This window comes from Rhodococcus sp. Leaf278, from assembly GCF_001426085.1.
In the GTDB taxonomy this organism is placed as follows: domain Bacteria; phylum Actinomycetota; class Actinomycetes; order Mycobacteriales; family Mycobacteriaceae; genus Rhodococcoides.
In genome coordinates this window covers 1-18390 of record NZ_LMRR01000018.1, presented here as the reverse complement: position 1 = coordinate 18390, position 18390 = coordinate 1, and the positions used below count along the sequence as shown (strand labels likewise).

The window sequence follows — 18390 nt, the reverse complement described above, 5'->3', positions numbered from 1 at the left end:
GTTGCCCGGAGCGTGTCTGTGCTCGAGATCACATCACGAAAATATAACGAAAAATGCGAGGGTTTCCTCATGTTCTGTACGCCCGGGCGATCCTCTCGCCAGCGTGAATGTGGGTTACCGACGAGTTGGGTAAACAAAAAGTAATACCGCTCGACGGGGCGTACTCGCTGGTAGCACTCGGACGTCCGAGCAAACCTGAGGATTTCCTCATGATTTTGTGTCAGTCTTGGTCAGCGCGGAGAGACCTGTCGACGACGACCGGCTCACTGCTTCTGCCGCGAAAGCCCACGACGCACTCGGGCAGCCATCACAGCGAGCGCCCCGACCCCCGAGGCGCCCACGAGAGGAATCTTCAGCCTTGACGATCAACGAGAGCACACCATCACACGGACGCGGCACGCGAAGCAACGGCAACGCAGGCAAATCCCCTAAAAGCAATGGCGGCTCTCGGACTCTGGCAGATCGTTTCGCCGCGGGCGAGCCCTATGCACTGGCATTCGGTGGTCAGGGCGCACCGTGGCTCAGCTCCCTCGAAGAGCTGGCCCGCGATTCTGCACTCGAGCCCGAACTCACCGATCTCGTCAACGAGGCTGCAGCCGTACTCGCGCCCGTCTCCGACGAGCTACTGGTCGTTCGCTCCGTGGGATTCGACCCCATCGGCTGGATGCTCGAGCAGGATCTCGCCGACGACGACACCGTCGGCTCGTACGGACCGTCCGAGGCTGCGCTGACCTCCGCCGCGGTGTCACTTCCCGGGGTGTTCCTCACCCAGGTCGCAGCGTTGCGCGCGTTGAAGCTGCAGGGACTCGATCCCTCCCAGACGCCGCCCGTCAAGGTGGTCGGACACTCGCAGGGACTCATCGCTGCCGAGTCCGTCGCCGCGGACGGCGCGCAGGATGCGAACTTCCTCGCGATCGCTCAGCTAGTGGGTGCCGCAGCCGGTCTGGTCGGCCGCCGCCGCGGCATCATCGGTGCCGGCGACCGCGCGCCGATGGTGTCGGTCGCCAACGTTGCGCCCGAACGCCTGCAGGCCATCATCACCGACCTCGAGATCGTCGGAGCGCCGGAGCGATCCGCTGCACTCGCCATCCGCAACGGCCGCCGCCGCGTCGTACTCTCGGGACCGCCGGCGCAGCTGGCTCGCGTTCAGGAGAAGTGCGAGCAGATCGCTGCCGAGGAAGAGCGTGAGCGCGACGCCAAGAAGCGCGGCGGTGCCGTGTTCGCCCCGGTCTTCGAGCAGCTCCCGGTCGAGATCGGCTTCCACCACCCCGCTCTCGAAGACGCCGTCGAACTCGTCAGCGCCTGGGCGCAGCGCTGTGGACTCGACGTCGAGCTCGCTCGCGGCCTCGCGCAGAAGATCCTGGTCGACTCCGTGGACTGGGTCGACGCCATCGACGGCGTTGTCGACGCCGGTGCCGATTGGATCCTCGATCTCGGTCCGGGCGACCTCCTCACCCGCATGACCACTCCGGCACTGCGCGGACAGGGCGTCGGCATCATCGCCGCGTCGTCCCGCGGCGGCCACCGCAATCTGCTCACCCCCGGAGCTGCACCCGAGGTGCAGCCCGCATGGTCTGCCTTTGCACCGAAGCCGGTAACCCTGCCCGACGGCCGCGTCGTGGTCGAGACTTCCTTCACCAAGATGACCGGTCGTTCGCCGATCCTGCTCGCCGGTATGACGCCGACGACGGTCGACGCGAAGATCGTCGCCGCAGCTGCCAACGCAGGCCACTGGGCCGAGCTCGCCGGTGGCGGCCAGGTCACCGAGGACATCTTCACCGATCGCGTCGCCGAGCTCTCCACTTTGCTGGAGCCCGGCCGCGCCATCCAGTTCAACTCGCTGTTCCTCGATCCCTACCTGTGGAAGCTTCAGCTCGGCGGACGCCGCATCGTGCAGCGCGCACGTGCAGCAGGTGCCGCCATCGACGGCGTCGTCGTCACGGCAGGCATTCCCGAACTCGACGAGGCAGTCGCCCTCATCGAAGAGCTGTCCGAGGCCGGCATCAGCTACGTCTCGTTCAAGCCCGGCACCGTCGCGCAGATTCGCGCCGTCATCCGTATCGCCAACGAGGTCCCGTCCTACCAGGTCAACGTCCACATCGAAGGTGGCCGCGCAGGTGGACACCACTCGTGGGAGGACCTCGACGACCTGCTGCTGACCACCTACGCAGAACTGCGGTCGCGGCCCAACCTCGTCATCTGTGTCGGCGGCGGCATCGGAACCCCCGAGCGCGCAGCGGAATACCTCACGGGCACCTGGTCGGCCGTGTACGGCTACCCCAAGATGCCGCTCGACGGAATCCTCGTCGGCACCGCTGCCATGGCCACCCTCGAAGCCACCACGGCACCCGAGGTCAAGCAGCTTCTCGTCGACACACCGGGAACTCCCGATTGGGTCGGGGCCGGAACCGCCAACGGCGGAATGGCTTCGGGTCGTAGCCAGCTCGGTGCCGACATCCACGAAATCGACAACGCGGCTTCGCGTTGCGGCCGACTGCTCGACGAGGTCGCCGGCAACGCCGACGCCGTGGCCGAGCGACGCGACGAGATCATCGCCGCACTCGACGGCACCGCAAAGCCGTTCTTCGGTGACGTCGCCGAGATGACCTACCAGCAGTGGCTCGCTCGCTACCTGGATCTGGCCATCGGCACCGACTCGCGCAGCGACTTCGATTGCGGCGGTGAGTTCACCGATGCCGTGACCGAGGCACGCGAATCGGTGTGGCTCGACATCACCTGGCGCACCCGCTTCCTGGAGATGCTGCAGCGCGCCGAGGCTCGTCTGCACCCGGTCGATCGCGGACCCATCCCCACCCTGTTCGCCGACGCCGAGGTTCTCGAACGTCCGCGTGCAGCGCTGAAGTCGCTGCTCGCACAGTTCCCCGACGCCGCCGACGTGGTGCTGCACCCGGCCGACATCACCTTCTTCACCTCGCTGTGCCGCATGCCCGGCAAGCCGGTCAACTTCGTCCCTGTCGTCGACGGCGACGTGCGTCGCTGGTGGCGCAGTGACTCGCTGTGGCAGGCACACGATGCTCGCTACTCCGCCGATCAGGTCTGCATCATCCCCGGAACCGTTGCCGTCGCCGGCATCACTCGCGTGGACGAGCCGGTCGGCGAACTGCTGAACCGTTTCGAGAAGGCCACTGCGGACCAGCTTCTCGCCGAGGGTGTCGAGCCGGCGGCCATCGCCAGCCGTCGCCACGCCGAGATCGCGCCCGGACTGCTGGGCATCGTGCTGGCAGCTCCCGACGTCACCTGGGCCTCGCGGATGACGCAGAACCCCGTTGCACGCCTCGGTGATCCGGCCGACTGGACCGTCGATTCCGATTCGGTCGCCTCGCATCCGCAGACCGGCTCCTCGCTGACCGTGCTCGATGCCGAGCATGTGGAGCTGCTGGTTCCTCTCGCTCCCGGTAAGGAAGTACGCATCCGTTTGACGGTGCCCGCCTCCACGATCGACGGCGGCGCTCCCGTCGTCACCGCACAGGACGCCCAGCAGGCCATGTCGGCACTGCTGGGAGTTGCTGCAGGCCAGGAGCTTCCGGCCGTCAAGGGTGGCGTCGCACGACTGAATATCGCGTGGATCCCCGATCTGATCGCCGACCACGCAGGCGTCACCGGATCCGGACTCCCGGACACACTCACCGTCAGCGGCAAGGCCGTTCCCGACGTCCTCGTCGGCGCCTGCTGGCCGGCCGTCTTCGCCGTCCTGGGTGCTACCCGCAACGCTGAGGGCATCGACGTCATCGAGGGCATGCTCGACCTGGTGCACCTCGATCACAGCGTGAACCTCGTCGGCGAATTGCCCACCGACACATCGATTCTCGTGGTCAAGGCCGCAGCCGGAGAGGTGCTCGACACCGATCTCGGCCGCGTCGTCGAGGTCACCGTCGAGATCGGCGCCATGCTCGGCGAGGGTCTCGATGCCCCTTCCGTCGCAACCCTGGTGGAGCGCTTCGCAATTCGTGGACGCACCGGCAAGGGCGAGCTGACCGATCCGGCTCGCGCAGGCGGATCCCTCAGCGCCGACGCCAAGGACACCCCGCGTCGTCGTCGCCGTCAGGCCACCATCGTGGCCCCGCGCAACATGGCCGCATTCGCTCAGGTCTCGGGTGACCACAACCCGATTCACACCTCGGATGCCGCCGCACTGCTCGCCGGTCTCGGCAGCCCGATCGTGCACGGCATGTGGCTCTCCGCAGCTGCCCAGCAGACGGTCACCGCAGTCGATCACGCGGACACCAAGACTCCGCCGCGTCGTCTCACCGCATGGACTGCACGCTTCCTCGGCATGGTTCGCCCCGGAGCCGAGATCGACGTTCGCGTCGACCGCACCGGATTCGACCAGGGTGCCGAGCTCGTCGAGGTGTCCTGCCGTGTCGCAGGCGAACTCGTCATGGTCGCCACTGCTCGCACCGCTGCGCCGAAGACCGTCTACGCATTCCCCGGCCAGGGCATCCAGCGCCCGGGTATGGGACTGGACGCACGGGCTCGGTCGAAGGCCGCTCGTGAGGTGTGGGAGCGTGCCGACAAGCACACCCGCAGCGCACTCGGATTCTCGATTCTCGCTGTGGTGCGCGACAACCCGACCACGCTCAAGGCGCGCGGCGTCACGCACAAGCATCCCGACGGTGTGCTGCACCTGACCCAGTTCACCCAGGTCGCGATGGCCGTTCTCGGTGTCGCACAGGTTGCCGAACTGCGTGAATCCGGTGCGTTCGTGGAGAACTCCATCCTCGCCGGCCACTCGGTGGGTGAGTACAACGCCTTGGCAGCCGTCGCCGGGGTGCTTCCGCTCGAAGCCGTCCTCGAGGTCGTCTTCCAGCGCGGCTCGGCCATGCACGCACTCGTTCCTCGTGACGAGAACGGCCGAAGCGACTACCGCATGGCAGCCATTCGCCCGTCCCAGATCGGCCTGGCCGACGCGGACGTGCAGGGCTTCGTCGCCGGTGTCGCAGCAGAGTCCGGTGAGTTCCTCGAAATCGTCAACCTCAACCTGCGCGGTTCGCAGTACGCCATCGCGGGCACCGTTGCCGGCCTCGGCGAGCTCGAGAAGAAGATCGCAGTTCGCCGCGCAGAGTTCGGTGGCAAGGCCGCCTACATCATGGTTCCGGGCATCGACGTGCCGTTCCACTCGACGGTGCTGCGCGGCGGAGTCGACGACTTCCGCAGCCGCCTCGAGACCCTGCTGCCCGAGCAGCTCGATCCGGCGATCCTGGTGGGGCGCTACATCCCGAACCTGGTTCCCAAGCCGTTCTCGCTCGATCGCGAGTTCGCTCAGGAGATCGCCGATCTCGTGCCGTCCGAGCCGCTGAACACCGTTCTCGCGGACTTCGATTCGTGGGCCGCACGGCCGAGCGATCTGTGCCGCGTGATTCTGACCGAGCTGCTCGCCTGGCAGTTCGCCAGCCCGGTTCGATGGATCGAGACGCAGGACTTGTTGTTCGCGGACGAGTCCGACGGCGGCATGGGCGTCGAGCGCTTCGTCGAGATCGGTCTCGGTGCAACACCGACCGTGGCCAACCTCGCCTCGCAGACCCTCAAGCTGCCCGGCCGCTTCGGTCACCCGGTCGAGGTGCTCAACCTCGAACGTGAAGCCGCGATCGTCTACGGCACCGACACCGACCCGGCTCCGGCCGACGAGGACGAAGCAACTCCGGCTCCCGAGACGGCTGCTCCTGCAGCAGCAGCGGCGGCTCCGGCCGCAGCACCCGCTCCGGCCGCAGCACCGTCGGGCGGACCTCGCCCCGACGACATCGCGTTCGTCGCCGCCGATGCGACCAAGATCCTCATCGGCCTGTGGACCAAACTGCAGCTCGACCAGATCGGACCTGCCGACACCATCGAGGCACTGTGCGACGGCGTGTCCTCACGTCGTAACCAGCTGCTCGTCGACCTCGGCTCCGAGCTCTCGCTCGGTGCGATCGACGGCGCAGCCGATGCCGACATGGGCGCGCTCTCGGGCACGGTCAACAAGCTGGCTCGTACCTACAAGCCCTTCGGCCCGGTACTCAGCGATTCGATCAACGATCACCTCCGCAAGGTCTTCGGCCCCTCGGGTCGACGCCCGGCCTCGATCGCCGATCGCGTCAAGAAGACCTGGGAACTGGGCGACGGTTGGGCGCATCACGTCACCGCCGAGGTCGCTCTCGGCACCCGTGACGGTGCCTCGGTCCGCGGCGGTGCACTCGGCGGCCTGGCCGACGGCGCACTCGCCGACGGCAACGCTGTGGACAACGTCATCGATGCGGCAGTAGCTGCGGTGGCCGCACGTCGCGGCGTCGCAGTCTCGATGCCGCAGGCAGGTGGTGGAGCCGGCGGAACCGTCGACGCTGCTGCTCTGGGTGAGTTCACCGAGCACATCACCGGCCGCGACGGCGTTCTCGCCTCCGCAGCCCGGTTGGTTCTCGAACAGCTCGGACTGGCCGATGCCCCCAACTCGCTGCTGGCCGAGGATCCCGACGCCGCTCTGGTCGAGCTGGTCTCGGCCGAACTCGGATCGGACTGGCCTCGCCTGGTCGCTCCCGCGTTCGACGCCAAGCGCGCCGTGCTGATCGACGACCGGTGGGCCACTGCCCGTGAGGATCTGGCCCGGTTGTGGCTCGGTACCGCAGGCGACGTCGCTGTCGAGTCCTTCGCCGGTGCAGGCAATGCCGTTGCAGCACAGGCACAGTGGTGGAAGGCCAAGGCCGACTACGAGAACAGGACAGTGCTCGCCGAGACCTTCGGACGCATCGCGGACGTCGCGGTCGCAGCTGAGAACAAGGGCCAGTGGGCCGACGAGGTCGCAGTCGTCACCGGTGGCAGCAAGGGATCCATCGCAGCAGCGGTGACCGCCAAGCTGCTGGCCGGGGGAGCGACGGTCTTCGTCACCACGTCCAGGCTCGACGACGAGCGGCTCGGCTTCTACCGCTCGCTCTACCGCGACAACGCACGCAGCGGCGCGTCGCTCTGGGTGGTTCCGGCCAACATCGCGTCGTACACCGACGTCGATGCACTCATCGAGTGGATCGGCAGCGACTTCATCGACACTGCCGGTGGCGCAAAGACTCTGGTCAAGGCCGCCACGACGCCGACGATGCTGTTCCCGTTCGCCGCACCTCGGGTCATGGGCGAGATGTCCGACGCCGGAGCTCGCGCCGAGATGGAAATGCGTGTGCTGCTCTGGTCGGTCGAGCGTCTGATCACCGGACTTGCGAAGGTCGGCTACGACACCGACATCGACACGCACCTGCACGTGGTGCTGCCGGGATCGCCGAACCGCGGAATGTTCGGTGGCGACGGTGCTTACGGCGAATCGAAGGCCGCACTCGACGCTGTTGTCGCCAAGTGGGGCTCGGAGAAGAACTGGGCCGAGCGGGTGTCCATCGCCCACGCTCACATCGGGTGGGTGCGCGGCACCGGCCTGATGGGTGGCAACGATCCCATCGTCGAGGCGGTCGAGGCCGAGGGTGTGCGCACCTGGTCGACCGAGGAGATGGCGACCGAGCTACTCGAACTGTGCACGCCTGCCGCTCGTCGTCAGGCTGCGCAGGAACCGATCACCGCCGATCTCACGGGCGGCTTGGCCAACACCAAGCTCAACCTGGTCGAGCTCGCTCGGGACGCAGCTGCGGCCGCGGCCGAGAAGACCGAAGAGACAGTGGACAACTCGGTCATCGCGGCACTGCCCGCACCGCCGCGGCTGTCGACGTCGACCACCGCTCCGGCGTGGCCGAGCTTGGACGTCGACCCGAAGGACCTGATCGTGATCGTCGGTGCAGGTGAGCTCGGACCCTATGGTTCGGCGCGTACCCGCTTCGAGATGGAGGTCGACGAGCAGCTTTCTGCCGCAGGCGTTCTCGAACTCGCGTGGAACACCGGCCTGATTGCCTGGGAGAACGATCCCAAGCCGGGTTGGTACGACATCGAGTCAGGCGACCTGGTGCCCGAGGAGGACATCGCCGACAAGTATCACGACATCGTGGTCGAGAAGTGCGGTATCCGCACCTACGGCGACGACGGCGCGATGGTCGGCAACACCGCTCCGCTGATGACCTCGATCTTCCTCGACAACGACCTCACCTTCGTGGTCGGAACCGAGATCGATGCCCGGTCGTTCGCAGCAGCGGATCCCGAGCACACGCTGATCACACCGGTCCCGGATTCGAGCGACTGGCAGGTCACCCGCAAGGCGGGCACCGAGATTCGCGTTCCGCGCAAGATGAAGCTCACCCGCACCGTGGGTGGACAGATTCCGACCGGATTCGATCCCACCAAGTGGGGCATCTCGCCCGACATGGCCAGCTCGGTCGACCGAGTTGCGCTGTGGAACATCGTCACCACGGTCGACGCGTTCATCTCCTCGGGCTTCAACCCGTCGGAACTGATGCGCTGGGTGCACCCGACGCTGGTCGCCAACACGCAGGGCACCGGCATGGGCGGCATGGAGTCCATGCGCTCGCTGTACATCGACACCTTGCTCGGTGATGCTCGTGCAAACGACATCCTGCAGGAAGCTCTGCCGAACGTCGTTGCGGCTCACGTGGTTCAGTCGTACATCGGTAGCTACGGCGCAATGGTTCACCCTGTTGCCGCCTGCGCCACCGCTGCAGTGTCGGTCGAGGAAGGTGTCGACAAGATCAAGCTGGGCAAGGCTCAGCTGGTGGTCGCCGGCGGATTCGACGACCTGAGCAGCGAAGGCATCATCGGCTTCGGTGACATGTCGGCCACCGCGGACTCGGCGGCGATGTCCGCCAAGGGAATCAGCGATCGACGGTTCTCCCGGGCCAACGACCGTAGGCGCGGAGGATTCGTCGAATCGCACGGCGGCGGAACGATCCTGCTTGCTCGCGGCGATCTGGCCCTCGAGATGGGTCTACCAGTCCTCGGAGTGGTTGCCTACGCACAGTCGTACGGCGACGGAGTGCACACCTCCATCCCGGCTCCGGGGCTCGGTGCACTCAGTGCCGGTCGCGGCGGCAAGGATTCGGCACTGGCGCTCTCGCTCAATGCACTCGGCGTCAGTGCGGACGATGTTGCCGTGATCTCGAAGCACGACACGTCCACTGCAGCCAACGATCCGAACGAGGCGGAACTGCACACTCGCCTCGCCAAGGCCATCGGCCGCTCGGACGGCGCTCCGCTGTTCGTCGTCTCGCAGAAGAGCCTCACCGGACACTCGAAGGGTGGAGCGGCTGCCTGGCAGCTCATCGGCCTGTGCCAGGTGCTGGCCAACGGCGTCATCCCGCCGAACCGCAGTCTCGATTGCGTCGACGACAAGATGACCGGTTTCGAGCATCTGGTGTGGGCTCGGGAGCCGCTGCGCTTCGGTGACTCGGTTCCGCTCAAGGCGGGTCTGCTCACCTCGCTCGGGTTCGGGCACGTGTCCGGTCTCATCGCGCTGGTGCATCCGCAGGCGTTCATCGAGGCCGTTCCGGCCGAGCGACGGGCGGAATACATCGCCAAGGCGAACGAGCGACGCATCGCCGGTCAGCGCAGGCTGATCTCGGCCATGGTCGGTGGCGACTCGCTCTACGAACGGCCCGACGATCGACGACTGGGACACGACGGGACGCCGGCCAAGGCGTCGCGCGAACTGGAGGCACACGTGTTGCTCAACGAGTCCGCTCGCCTCGGCGAGGACGATGTCTACTCCTCCGGTCTGCCGGGTGCCATCTGATGGCGATTCTGGGAGTGGGTTTCGACCTGGTGACGGTGTCCGACTTCGCCGAGCAGATGGAGAAGGTCGGCACGACGATGATTCGCGACAGCTTCACCGCGGGTGAGCGTCGCCATGCCGCGACGAAGAGTTCCGATCCGACCCGCCACTACGCAGCACGGTGGGCGGCCAAGGAAGCAGTGCTGAAGGCATGGGCGACATCGCGTTTCGCTCGGCCGCCGCAGATCGGCGACAACCCGTACCCGTTGATCGAGGTCGTCAACGATGCGTGGGGCCGGCCGTCCATCAAGCTGCACGGGATGGCGCAGGAGTTCCTGCCGACGGTGAAGATTCACCTGTCGCTCACGCACGACGGCGATATCGCTGCCGCGGTGGCGATCCTGGAGGAGTGAGTCCGTCCTGAAACGAGTGAGGCCCGTCCGATCCACGAGATCGGGCGGGCCTCTTTCTATGGTTTTGGGAGACTCAGGCTTCGCTCTCGACGGTGGATCCGCCGGAGCGTCGGCTCTCCTTCTCGGCAACGAGTAGGTAGGCCATCATGATTCGCTTGAGTTCGGCTACGGCGTCCTCGTGGCTCTGGCCGTCCTGCACCGAGAAATTCAGCATCGAGTAGACGATGTGCACCAGCACCTGAGCCATGAGGTTGCGGCGGTGTCGCGGTGTGCGCGGGGTCAACGGTCCGAGCATGCGTGAGACCTGATCGGCGAACTCGCGCTCGTGGATGACTCCGGTCGCCCGCGTCGAAGGCGTCGACTGCATGGCGAGCCACACCTCACGGCGCGACGGGTCGGTCATCCACATGCCCGCCATGTGGTCGACGAAATTGTTGAGGAACCGCACCCAGTCCAGGGACGGGACCTCGCCGTCGAATTCGGCGAGCTCCTGTTGGACTCCGACGAGGTCCTGGCGATTGAGTTCGCAGACGATGACGTACTTGTTGGCAAAGAACTGGTAGAGCGTGCCGATCGGCAGTTCGGCGCGCGAGGCAACTTCTTCGCAGGTGAACGACTCGAACCCCACGTCGCTGAGCAGTTCACGCGAGGCCTGGAGCAGCGCGTCGAATTTGCGTTGGCTGCGTTCCTGGGTGGGTCGACGGCGCGGCATCAGTTCTTGCGTCTGTGCCGTCGACTCGAGCGCGGCGTCGAGACGGCGCGAGGACTGAGCACGAGCAGAGGATTCCACCCGGTCAGGCTATCCGGCGGACGTACCCGGTAGCCACACCTGGTCCGATACCTGCGGATCGTCGGCCGAGACCTCGAACGAACATGGATCCGGCAACAACGGCCGGTTCCAATTCCTGTGACAAACTCCAAGACCGATCTGAGCCAATTTAACCGTCAACAGGTATGGTTCAGGTAACAGAAGCAAATTCCGTGCAGGGTGATCGTCGTTCGGGTCCGCTGGATGACGTTCATGGTCGGGTGCCTCCACCCTGAGCACAGGGAGACTGCCATGGCAACCATTGGTATAGCGATCGAATCTGGCTCGATGCAGACAATTCTTGTCGAGCCGACCTCAGGCGAGGTACTCGCCGACCGGACGACGCCACTCGACCCCGACGCGGCCACCGTACTGACCGAAGCGATCGAGATCATGCGCGCCGAGGCGGCGAGTCTCGATACCGACGTCGACGCAGTAGGGGTGGTGTATCGATCCGAGGCCGAACGCTCCGACTTCATCGGCGCTCTCGACGACGAATCCGTGACGTTGTGTTCCGCGTCCGAGTCGTTCCTGAGCTGGCTGGCCCAGTCGAAGGAACTCGCCGACGCGAAGACGGTACTGCTGTATTACATGGGCGAGGCAGGCGTCTCCATCTCTCTCGCGGACGCGGCAGAGGCGTCGTTCACGCCCACGAAGACCGCCGAGCTCGATTCGATGTCACCCGAGCGCATCGGTAGCACCATTCCACTGGCGTGGGACGTAGTGGATCATGCCGGCAAGAAGCCCGAGTTCGTGGCCCTGTTCGGCGACTCGTCGAGCAATCGGGACCTCGTCGACATCTTGGCTCTCGGGCTCGGCGTGCCTGTGGTGCGGGTGGGGGATGCCGATCAGATCGCCGCACGCGGAGCTGCGCTGCTGGCCCTCGAGGATGGATCCGCTCCGGCGGAGGACGCAGCCGCGAAGACGAGCGTTGTGCCTGCAGAGCCGTCATCCGACGAGTCGGAGCCGCGCGACGCCGCCCTGCTCGAGGTGGTCGAACCAGCGTCCGACGCTGTTGCCGAGCCTCTTCCCGTGACCGTTATTTCTGCGCCCGACACGCCGCCTGCGGTGGACGCCACACCGTCACGAGCGGGGAGTTCCGGACGCAAGCTCGTGTTCGCAGCCGTGCTGCTGGCCGGCGTCTTGTCCGCAGGTGTCGCGGTTGCCGCGACGTTGCCAGGTGACTCGAAATCCACCGCTGAGCAGAGCGTCGAGCAACGCGATACCGACGCAGATCTTGCCGGGGCAACCCGCCCGGTGGAACCGGTGACGACCGACCCGGCTGCGCTGGTGGCTCAGGCACCGGTGATGGCACCGCCGGTCGCGACGATTCCTCCGAGTGTGGATCCGGAAGTGGTTGTCGCGCCCGAACCGACAACGGATGCGTGGGTCACGCAGGATGCGCCGCGGCCGGCCGTGGTCGCTCCCCAGCCTGCTCCGGCGACGGTCGACCCTCCGCAGTTCACGGTTCCGGCCGTTGTCCCCGAGCCGGGAAAATCGCCCGCACAGCTCGAACAGGAAGCATGGGACCGGCACTGGCAGCAAACCGATGCGTGGATTCATCAGGAGTTGTCCGGGGGCTGACAGTGGACGCTCCGCGGTACGGGTGATGACAGACTGGCGAGAGCCCGTCTGTCATTTTCTCGTTTGGAGGACTCATGCCTGCCGATGCACCACCCGCGGACGTTCGATCCCACATCGAAGCAGCGATGCCTCGAGCGAAAGAGGAATTGGCAGAGCTGGTTCGGTTCACGTCGGTGCACGATCCCCGTCAGTTTCCGGTCGAGGAGTGCATCGGTGCGGCGCGCTGGGTGCAACAAGCTTTTCTGGATGCGGGTATCCCCGACGTCCAGTCGATCGAGACGGTCGACGGCTCCCTGGCCGTTGTCGGCTCGCGTCCGGCACCCGCGGGAGCGCCGACTGTTCTGTTGTACTCGCACTACGACGTTCAGCCTCCAGGGGATCGAAATATTTGGGACAGTGAACCTTTCGAGCTGACAGAACGCGACGGTCGTTGGTACGGGCGGGGTTCGGCCGACTGCAAGGGCAACGTGATCATGCATCTGCTGGCGCTACGGGCGCTGGGGGAGTCCCTCGGCGTCGGGGTTCGGATCGTCTGTGAGGGTTCGGAAGAGATGGGCACGGGTGGCCTCGAAGCGCTCGTGGAGCAGCGACCCGAATTGTTCACCGCGGATGTGGTCGTCATCGGTGACACCGGGAACGCGAGGGTCGGTCTGCCGACGGTGACGACCACGCTTCGCGGTATCGCCAACGTGGTGGTTAATGTGGAAACACTTGCGGGAGAGGTTCATTCCGGCATGTACGGTGGTCCAGCGCCCGATGCGCTCGCCGCGTTGGTGCGGATGCTGTCGACGTTGCGCAACGAGCGGGGCGATACCGTGGTCGACGGTCTCGATGCCACTCAGACATGGGACGGCGTCGAGTACGACACCGAGCAGTTCCGCTCCGATGCCGGGGTGCTCGACGGCGTTGGGCTGGCGGGCTCGGGCACTGTGGCCGATGCGGTGTGGGCGCGGCCTGCTTTGACAATTCTGGGGATAGATTGCCCGCCCGTGGTGGGGTCTGCTGCGGCAATTTCACCGCGTGCGTCCGCGCGGCTCAATCTGCGCGTGCCGCCGGGAATGGATCCGTCGGCGGCTCAGGATGCTCTGGTGGCTCACCTCGAGGCGCACACGCCGTGGAATGCGCGCGTTACCGTCGAGCGTGAGGCCGTCGGATCGCCCTTCCGGGCCAAGACCGACGGGCCGGGCTACGCGGCGCTGTCCGGGGCGCTCGAGGAGGCGTTCGGGCATCCGATGGGGACCGCCGGGCAGGGTGGGTCGATTCCGCTGTGCAACGCGTTGGCTCAGGTGCTGCCGGACGCCGAAATCGTCCTGATGGGCGTCGAGGAACCTCGGTGCCGGATCCACGCTCCCAACGAGAGCGTGGACCCGACGGAAATCGAGAAGATGGCCGTCGCCGAGGCGCTGTTCCTGCAGCGACTGGCCGTCTCAGACAGCTAGATCGCGGCGGAGCTTGGCGACGTGGCCGGTGGCGCGGACGTTGTACTGCGCCACCTCGATCTTGCCGGCCTCGTCGACGAGGAACGTGGAGCGGATGACGCCTTCGTAGACCTTGCCGTAGTTCTTCTTCTCCCCGAATGCGCCCCACGCCTGCAGCGTCGTCTTCTCCTCGTCGGAGAGCAGCGGGAACGTCAGTTCCTCCTTGTCGCGGAACTTGGCGAGCTTGGCCGGCTTGTCGGGGGAGATGCCGATGACTTCGAGTCCTTCGCCGTTGAGCTCGGAGAGACTGTCGCGGAAGTCGCAGGCCTGCTTGGTGCAGCCAGGCGTGCTCGCGGCGGGGTAGAAGTACACGATCACCTTCTTGCCTGCGTAGTCGGCGAGAGAGACGTCGTTGCCGTCGGCATCGGGGAGGGTGAACGCCGGAGCGGTGTCGCCCGGTTCGAGCTTGCTGTATTCGGTCACCGCACGAGAGTATCGAAATATCGTCGTGCTCTAGGCTCGACTTCGACCGAGACTATTTGCAACAAGCTGGAGGACACGTGGCCAAGGACACCGACCGAATCGAGCGCGAGATCGAGGCCGCTCGCAATCAGCTCGCCAGCACGCTGGACGAGCTGAGCGTCCGTGCCAGCCCCAAGAACATCGTCGCCAACACCAAGCAGTCCGTGGTGGCCAAGATCAACGAGCCGGCAGTGAAGTTCACTCTGCTCGGAGTCGGCGCAGTGGTGGCAGTTCTCGTGGTTCGCAGGATCTTCAACTGACTCAACAGGTGCTTCGACCAGCCGATTTCACAACTGGCCGCATCTGCTGTTAATGTTTCTCCCGCACCGCAGAGAACACGCGGTGCGGATCGGCGCCATTAGCTCAGTTGGTTAGAGCAGCTGACTCTTAATCAGCGGGTCCGGGGTTCGAATCCCTGATGGCGCACGCTCACCCCCGTCCGGATCATCATCCGGGCGGGGGTTTTCGCCGTCTATAAGCCAGCGAGCAGACACCCCGCACATGACGGCGATCTCGTTCAGGACGAACTTCTTCGGCGGCGTACCGACGCCCCGGCACCACTTGCTAGCGGTTCCGCGGCTGATCTCGAACTTCTCCATGAGGTCGGTCTGCTTGAGATCCGCGAAATCCAGCGCCATCTGAATTCGCCAGCCGAGTGTCACCGGCGGCACTGCCCTACGGAGTGGTTCTTCGCTCATGGACCAATTATGTGGCATATGTCAGACACGCGTCAACTGGTAACGATCACGAACTGATGTTGATCGTGTCACTTGACAGACAATGTGCAATGCACACATGATGTGCGTATGCCAGAAGATGACGAGTTTCTCACGAGCACTCAGGCAGGCCAGCTCTTCGGCAAGAGCAGTCGCACCGTTCTTCGTCTGATGGAAGCGGGAACGCTGCCGACTGCAGGAAAGCTCTCCGGCATCAACGGTCCATACCTCTTCCGCCGTCGCGACGTCGAGCGCTACGTCGAATCGATACCTGCTCCTGCTGGCGGGGCGGGTGCGTCATGATTGCCATGCAGCGCAACAGATCTCCGCGCAGTCTCGCGCTGTGGCTGTTCGCGATCTGCGCGGCCGGTGCGGCATCGTGGGTGCTCATCCTGTGGGTGTTCATGCTCGTGGGATCTGCATTGAAGGTGTGGCTGTGAGCGCGCCGGAGCGCGCCGGCCAGCGATTCCTGCTGTCTCCGGAGAAGCGCCGGGGCGCGTTGCCAGGGATCGACCCCCGCGTCGAGAGAGCCAAAGAGCAGCAGCGTGCACAGGATGTTCGTGACGCTGCTCGTCTGGCGACGTTGTGGATGCGCGACGCGATCCGCGCGATCGAGGACCTGGACTACGTCGATCGAGTCGGATTCCTCTCGGAAGGTGCCGATCGTCTCGATGCTGTTGCAGCAGAACTGAACCAGCGGATCGTGCGGTTGCAGTCAAATCTCCGATTGGTACTCGAATCGGCAGCGCCGCCGCCTCACCTTGGCACCCTTCAGGGACGCGAGTGCTCGAAGCAGGGCAGCGTTGATCCACTGGTCGTCGCAGCGCTGGCGTCCGCAGCGAATACAGCGCACGAAATGCCGCCGATGGAGCGTGGCGAATCTGCCAGACGCAAAATCTTCGAGGTCACGCAACACGTCAATCAGGCCCTCGGTCATCTTTCCGGCAACGACGCGTTGCGCGCGACGTTCGACGTTCCGAAGCCTGGCCAGCATCTCAAGAGCCGCCCGTCGGGGAAACCTGCCGGGCCGTCTGACCGTCACGGTGGCGCGCTGAATCCCACTGCGGCCCCTGACGGTTCAGGCCCCGGTGGTGGCGGCTGACCGGCCCCCCGGGTCGCCGCCACCACCGGTTTCCACCTACCTCGACCGACAAGTAACGGGCCCCGCATTGCCCGCGAGGCCCGTCTACTCACCAGAAGAATCGAGTGAATCCTGATGAGCACCAGCAACAATACCCCCGACGATCTGTCCGGCCCTGCGTTCGCCGCGCAGCTCGCTTACGACCGGTACATCCCGGCCGCCGCGACACCATCTGACCGGCCCGACGGTGTCGAACTCCTCGTCCCGCACCTCAACGAGGACGGCAAGACCATCTACACGGTGTACCCCTGCCGGGTCGTGTACCGCGGGGAGCTCGACGGGATGCACCTGTGGCAGGCCGTCAACGACCGGTGGATGAAGCCCGGAGACAAACTCCGCGTCGCGTACCTGCCTCCGCACTCGCAGGTCACCGGTCCTCCGATCGCAGCGCCGGCGGTGGCTCATGGCTGACACCGCATGCGTCGGCGTCATCAACGGCCGCCGCGCCGTTCGCATGGTCCGTGAAGCGAAGCGCGCGCAGCTGATCGACAACGCCGAACTGATCCGCCGCGCCGCTAAGGCCGCTCTCGATCAGCTCGCCGAGACCGATGTCTCGCGTAACCAGCATCAGCTCATCGTTCAGATCGGCTACCAACTCAGCCTGCTCGAGGGTGTCCTCGAAAACGTAGCGGAGGCATGACATGTCCGACATGAAAGTGATTGTGTCCGAGGTAGACACGAAACGCGGCCTGCTCTCCGAGCGGTACACGATTCAAATCGAGGCCATCAGTCCACGGATGCCGGACCCGCTACACCTGCGCTCCGACAATCCGGAGACCGGGGAGCGGGCTTTGACCGACGTGTCATCCGCTGCGATCCCCAAGCATGTACGCGACGCCCTGTACTTGTGGNCACCTGCGCTCCGACAATCCGGAGACCGGGGAGCGGGCTTTGACCGACGTGTCATCCGCTGCGATCCCCAAGCATGTACGCGACGCCCTGTACTTGTGGCTGGCATCGGTCGAGGTGACCGCGTGATGACCTCCGAACGCTTTGCCTACGTCCTGATCGCGGCTGCCGCCGTTTGTGGTTACCTCGCGATGCGTCTGATCTGCACGCTAGTGATCGCGGCCGGGTGGTACGTCTCATGAACGACCGCCTCCCGCCGCCGGTGCGCTGCCGCCTCCGCTTCTACATGATGTTCATCGTCGGTCTTGTCGGCATCATCGTGGTTGCGTCCCTGCTTCCGCTGGTCGGTGCGCGATGACCACGACCGGCGGTGTGAAGCCGACTTGCAAGACCGAGGGATGCAAGCGCTCAACGCGATCTCGCGGACTGTGCCGAGCTTGCTACGAGCGGTTCCGACTTCGCCAGCAGGCGTACGGCCGGTTCGAGTCGATGTACGTCGATGCCGGACCAGTCCGTGAACACGTCACCCAGCTTATTGAGGCGGGGCTCTCGCGTAGACGTATCGCTGAACTGGCGGGGCTGAACCGCAAGTCCATGGAGTACCTGTTGGTCGGTCGGAAGGATCGCGGACACGGCCCGTACAAGCGGATCACCGCCGAGAATGCGCGCAAGTTTCTCGCGGTGTCGATGCCGCCCTCCCTCGCGGCCATCGCTCCGGACGCTGCGGTGGTCGACGCCACCGGCACGATCAGACGGGTCCGCGCCCTCGTGGCCTTCGGGTACACCGCTGAAGGTCTGACTGTCGAACTCGCAGGGCAGGTATCTGCGTGCACAGTCCACGAACTGGTCCGCGGCTACCGCACACAATGCCTTGCCCGTGTCGCCCGGTCGATCAAGCGGCTGTTCGACCGACTGCAGCTGATCCCTGGAACATCTCAACGGTCCCGGAACCATGCAGTGAAACGTCGCTGGGCTCTGCCGTTCCAGTGGGACGAGGACACGATCGACAATCCCGCCGCCAAGCCCGAACCTGTCCGCCTACCTCGGAGCCGGTCCCCGAAACCACAGTCCCCTGAGGTCAAGTCGCTCCGAGTGCAGAAGGTGGCCGAGCTCACCCGAACGAATCTCTCGGCCAACGAGATCGCCACGCGGCTGAACATCTCATCCCGCCAGGTCGTGCGTGACCGCTCGGCGCTGGCGCGTACCGGCTGAACGAGAGGAAGGAGGAACGCGGGCTGTGGCGAGCGAATGCAAGGACTGTCACGCACCGGTGCATTGGTGCAAGTCGATGTCGCG

Annotated in this window: 13 protein-coding genes and 1 tRNA gene; 12 read left to right on the top strand and 2 right to left on the bottom strand. The window is 65.5% G+C overall.

Annotated elements, in window-relative coordinates; all coding sequences use genetic code 11:
• Window positions 1-358 precede the first annotated feature (358 nt).
• Both ASG84_RS16405 and acpS read left to right on the top strand, forming a co-directional pair.
• A complete protein-coding gene (locus tag ASG84_RS16405; protein WP_057478116.1) occupies window positions 359-9664 on the top strand; it encodes a type I polyketide synthase in 9306 nt (3101 codons plus the stop codon).
• Window positions 9664-10056: a holo-ACP synthase AcpS gene (gene acpS / locus ASG84_RS16400; RefSeq protein ID WP_008715184.1), complete on the top strand. Its 393-nt coding sequence runs from the start codon at window positions 9664-9666 to the stop codon at window positions 10054-10056. The genes ASG84_RS16405 and acpS overlap by 1 nt, the downstream gene beginning before the upstream one ends.
• A 73-nt stretch (window positions 10057-10129) precedes the next feature.
• On the opposite strand, the gene ASG84_RS16395 is transcribed toward acpS, so the two are convergent.
• On the bottom strand, window positions 10130-10768 hold the full coding sequence (locus ASG84_RS16395; protein WP_442970970.1) for a TetR/AcrR family transcriptional regulator: 639 nt from the start codon (window positions 10766-10768) through the stop codon (window positions 10130-10132).
• Window positions 10769-11116: 348 nt separating this feature from the next.
• Between ASG84_RS16395 and ASG84_RS16390 the strand changes: the two genes are divergently transcribed.
• On the top strand, window positions 11117-12448 hold the full coding sequence (locus tag ASG84_RS16390) for a hypothetical protein (protein ID WP_156399558.1): 1332 nt from the start codon (window positions 11117-11119) through the stop codon (window positions 12446-12448).
• 74 nt (window positions 12449-12522) lie between these two features.
• Window positions 12523-13887, top strand: coding sequence for a dipeptidase (locus ASG84_RS16385; protein WP_057478113.1), 1365 nt, complete (start codon window positions 12523-12525; stop codon window positions 13885-13887).
• On the opposite strand, the gene bcp is transcribed toward ASG84_RS16385, so the two are convergent.
• Entirely contained in the window at window positions 13876-14349 is a 474-nt protein-coding gene (gene bcp / locus ASG84_RS16380; RefSeq protein WP_057478112.1) for a thioredoxin-dependent thiol peroxidase, read from the bottom strand. The genes ASG84_RS16385 and bcp overlap by 12 nt on opposite strands.
• 77 nt (window positions 14350-14426) lie before the next feature.
• On the opposite strand from bcp, the gene ASG84_RS16375 reads away from it, so the two are divergent.
• From ASG84_RS16375 to ASG84_RS16340, 8 genes are all read left to right on the top strand, one after another.
• Window positions 14427-14648 (top strand): DUF3618 domain-containing protein, encoded by a 222-nt coding sequence (locus ASG84_RS16375; RefSeq protein ID WP_057478111.1) that lies wholly within the window; start codon window positions 14427-14429, stop codon window positions 14646-14648.
• Window positions 14649-14740: 92 nt separating this feature from the next.
• A tRNA-Lys gene (locus ASG84_RS16370) sits at window positions 14741-14814 on the top strand.
• A 380-nt stretch (window positions 14815-15194) separates the two neighbouring features.
• Window positions 15195-15407: a helix-turn-helix domain-containing protein gene (locus ASG84_RS16365; protein WP_057478110.1), complete on the top strand. Its 213-nt coding sequence runs from the start codon at window positions 15195-15197 to the stop codon at window positions 15405-15407.
• Entirely contained in the window at window positions 15404-15544 is a 141-nt protein-coding gene (locus ASG84_RS27500) for a hypothetical protein (protein ID WP_156399557.1), read from the top strand. The genes ASG84_RS16365 and ASG84_RS27500 overlap by 4 nt, the downstream gene beginning before the upstream one ends.
• Window positions 15541-16206 carry a hypothetical protein gene (locus tag ASG84_RS16360; RefSeq protein ID WP_057478109.1) on the top strand — a complete coding sequence of 222 codons (666 nt, stop codon included), beginning with the start codon at window positions 15541-15543 and terminating at the stop codon, window positions 16204-16206. Before ASG84_RS27500 ends, ASG84_RS16360 begins: the two co-directional genes overlap by 4 nt.
• A 114-nt stretch (window positions 16207-16320) precedes the next feature.
• On the top strand, window positions 16321-16656 hold the full coding sequence (locus tag ASG84_RS16355) for a hypothetical protein (RefSeq protein ID WP_057478108.1): 336 nt from the start codon (window positions 16321-16323) through the stop codon (window positions 16654-16656).
• The gene (locus ASG84_RS16350; protein WP_057478107.1) at window positions 16649-16885 is read left to right on the top strand and encodes a hypothetical protein; all 237 of its coding nucleotides are present in this window, start codon (window positions 16649-16651) and stop codon (window positions 16883-16885) included. The genes ASG84_RS16355 and ASG84_RS16350 overlap by 8 nt, the downstream gene beginning before the upstream one ends.
• Window positions 16886-17583: 698 nt before the next feature.
• The gene (locus ASG84_RS16340; protein ID WP_156399556.1) at window positions 17584-18306 is read left to right on the top strand and encodes a hypothetical protein; all 723 of its coding nucleotides are present in this window, start codon (window positions 17584-17586) and stop codon (window positions 18304-18306) included.
• Window positions 18307-18390: the final 84 nt, after the last annotated feature.

What these genes read in the sequence shown, in the direction of transcription:
- acpS (WP_008715184.1), top strand. Translation starts at nt 9,664, where the DNA reads ATGGCGATTCTGGGAGTGGGTTTCGACCTGGTGACGGTGTCCGACTTC.
- ASG84_RS16395 (WP_442970970.1), bottom strand. Translation starts at nt 10,768, where the DNA reads ATGCCGCGCCGTCGACCCACCCAGGAACGCAGCCAACGCAAATTCGAC.
- ASG84_RS16390 (WP_156399558.1), top strand. Translation starts at nt 11,117, where the DNA reads ATGGCAACCATTGGTATAGCGATCGAATCTGGCTCGATGCAGACAATT.
- ASG84_RS16385 (WP_057478113.1), top strand. Translation starts at nt 12,523, where the DNA reads ATGCCTGCCGATGCACCACCCGCGGACGTTCGATCCCACATCGAAGCA.
- ASG84_RS16365 (WP_057478110.1), top strand. Translation starts at nt 15,195, where the DNA reads ATGCCAGAAGATGACGAGTTTCTCACGAGCACTCAGGCAGGCCAGCTC.
- ASG84_RS27500 (WP_156399557.1), top strand. Translation starts at nt 15,404, where the DNA reads ATGATTGCCATGCAGCGCAACAGATCTCCGCGCAGTCTCGCGCTGTGG.
- ASG84_RS16355 (WP_057478108.1), top strand. Translation starts at nt 16,321, where the DNA reads ATGAGCACCAGCAACAATACCCCCGACGATCTGTCCGGCCCTGCGTTC.
- ASG84_RS16350 (WP_057478107.1), top strand. Translation starts at nt 16,649, where the DNA reads ATGGCTGACACCGCATGCGTCGGCGTCATCAACGGCCGCCGCGCCGTT.
- ASG84_RS16340 (WP_156399556.1), top strand. Translation starts at nt 17,584, where the DNA reads ATGTACGTCGATGCCGGACCAGTCCGTGAACACGTCACCCAGCTTATT.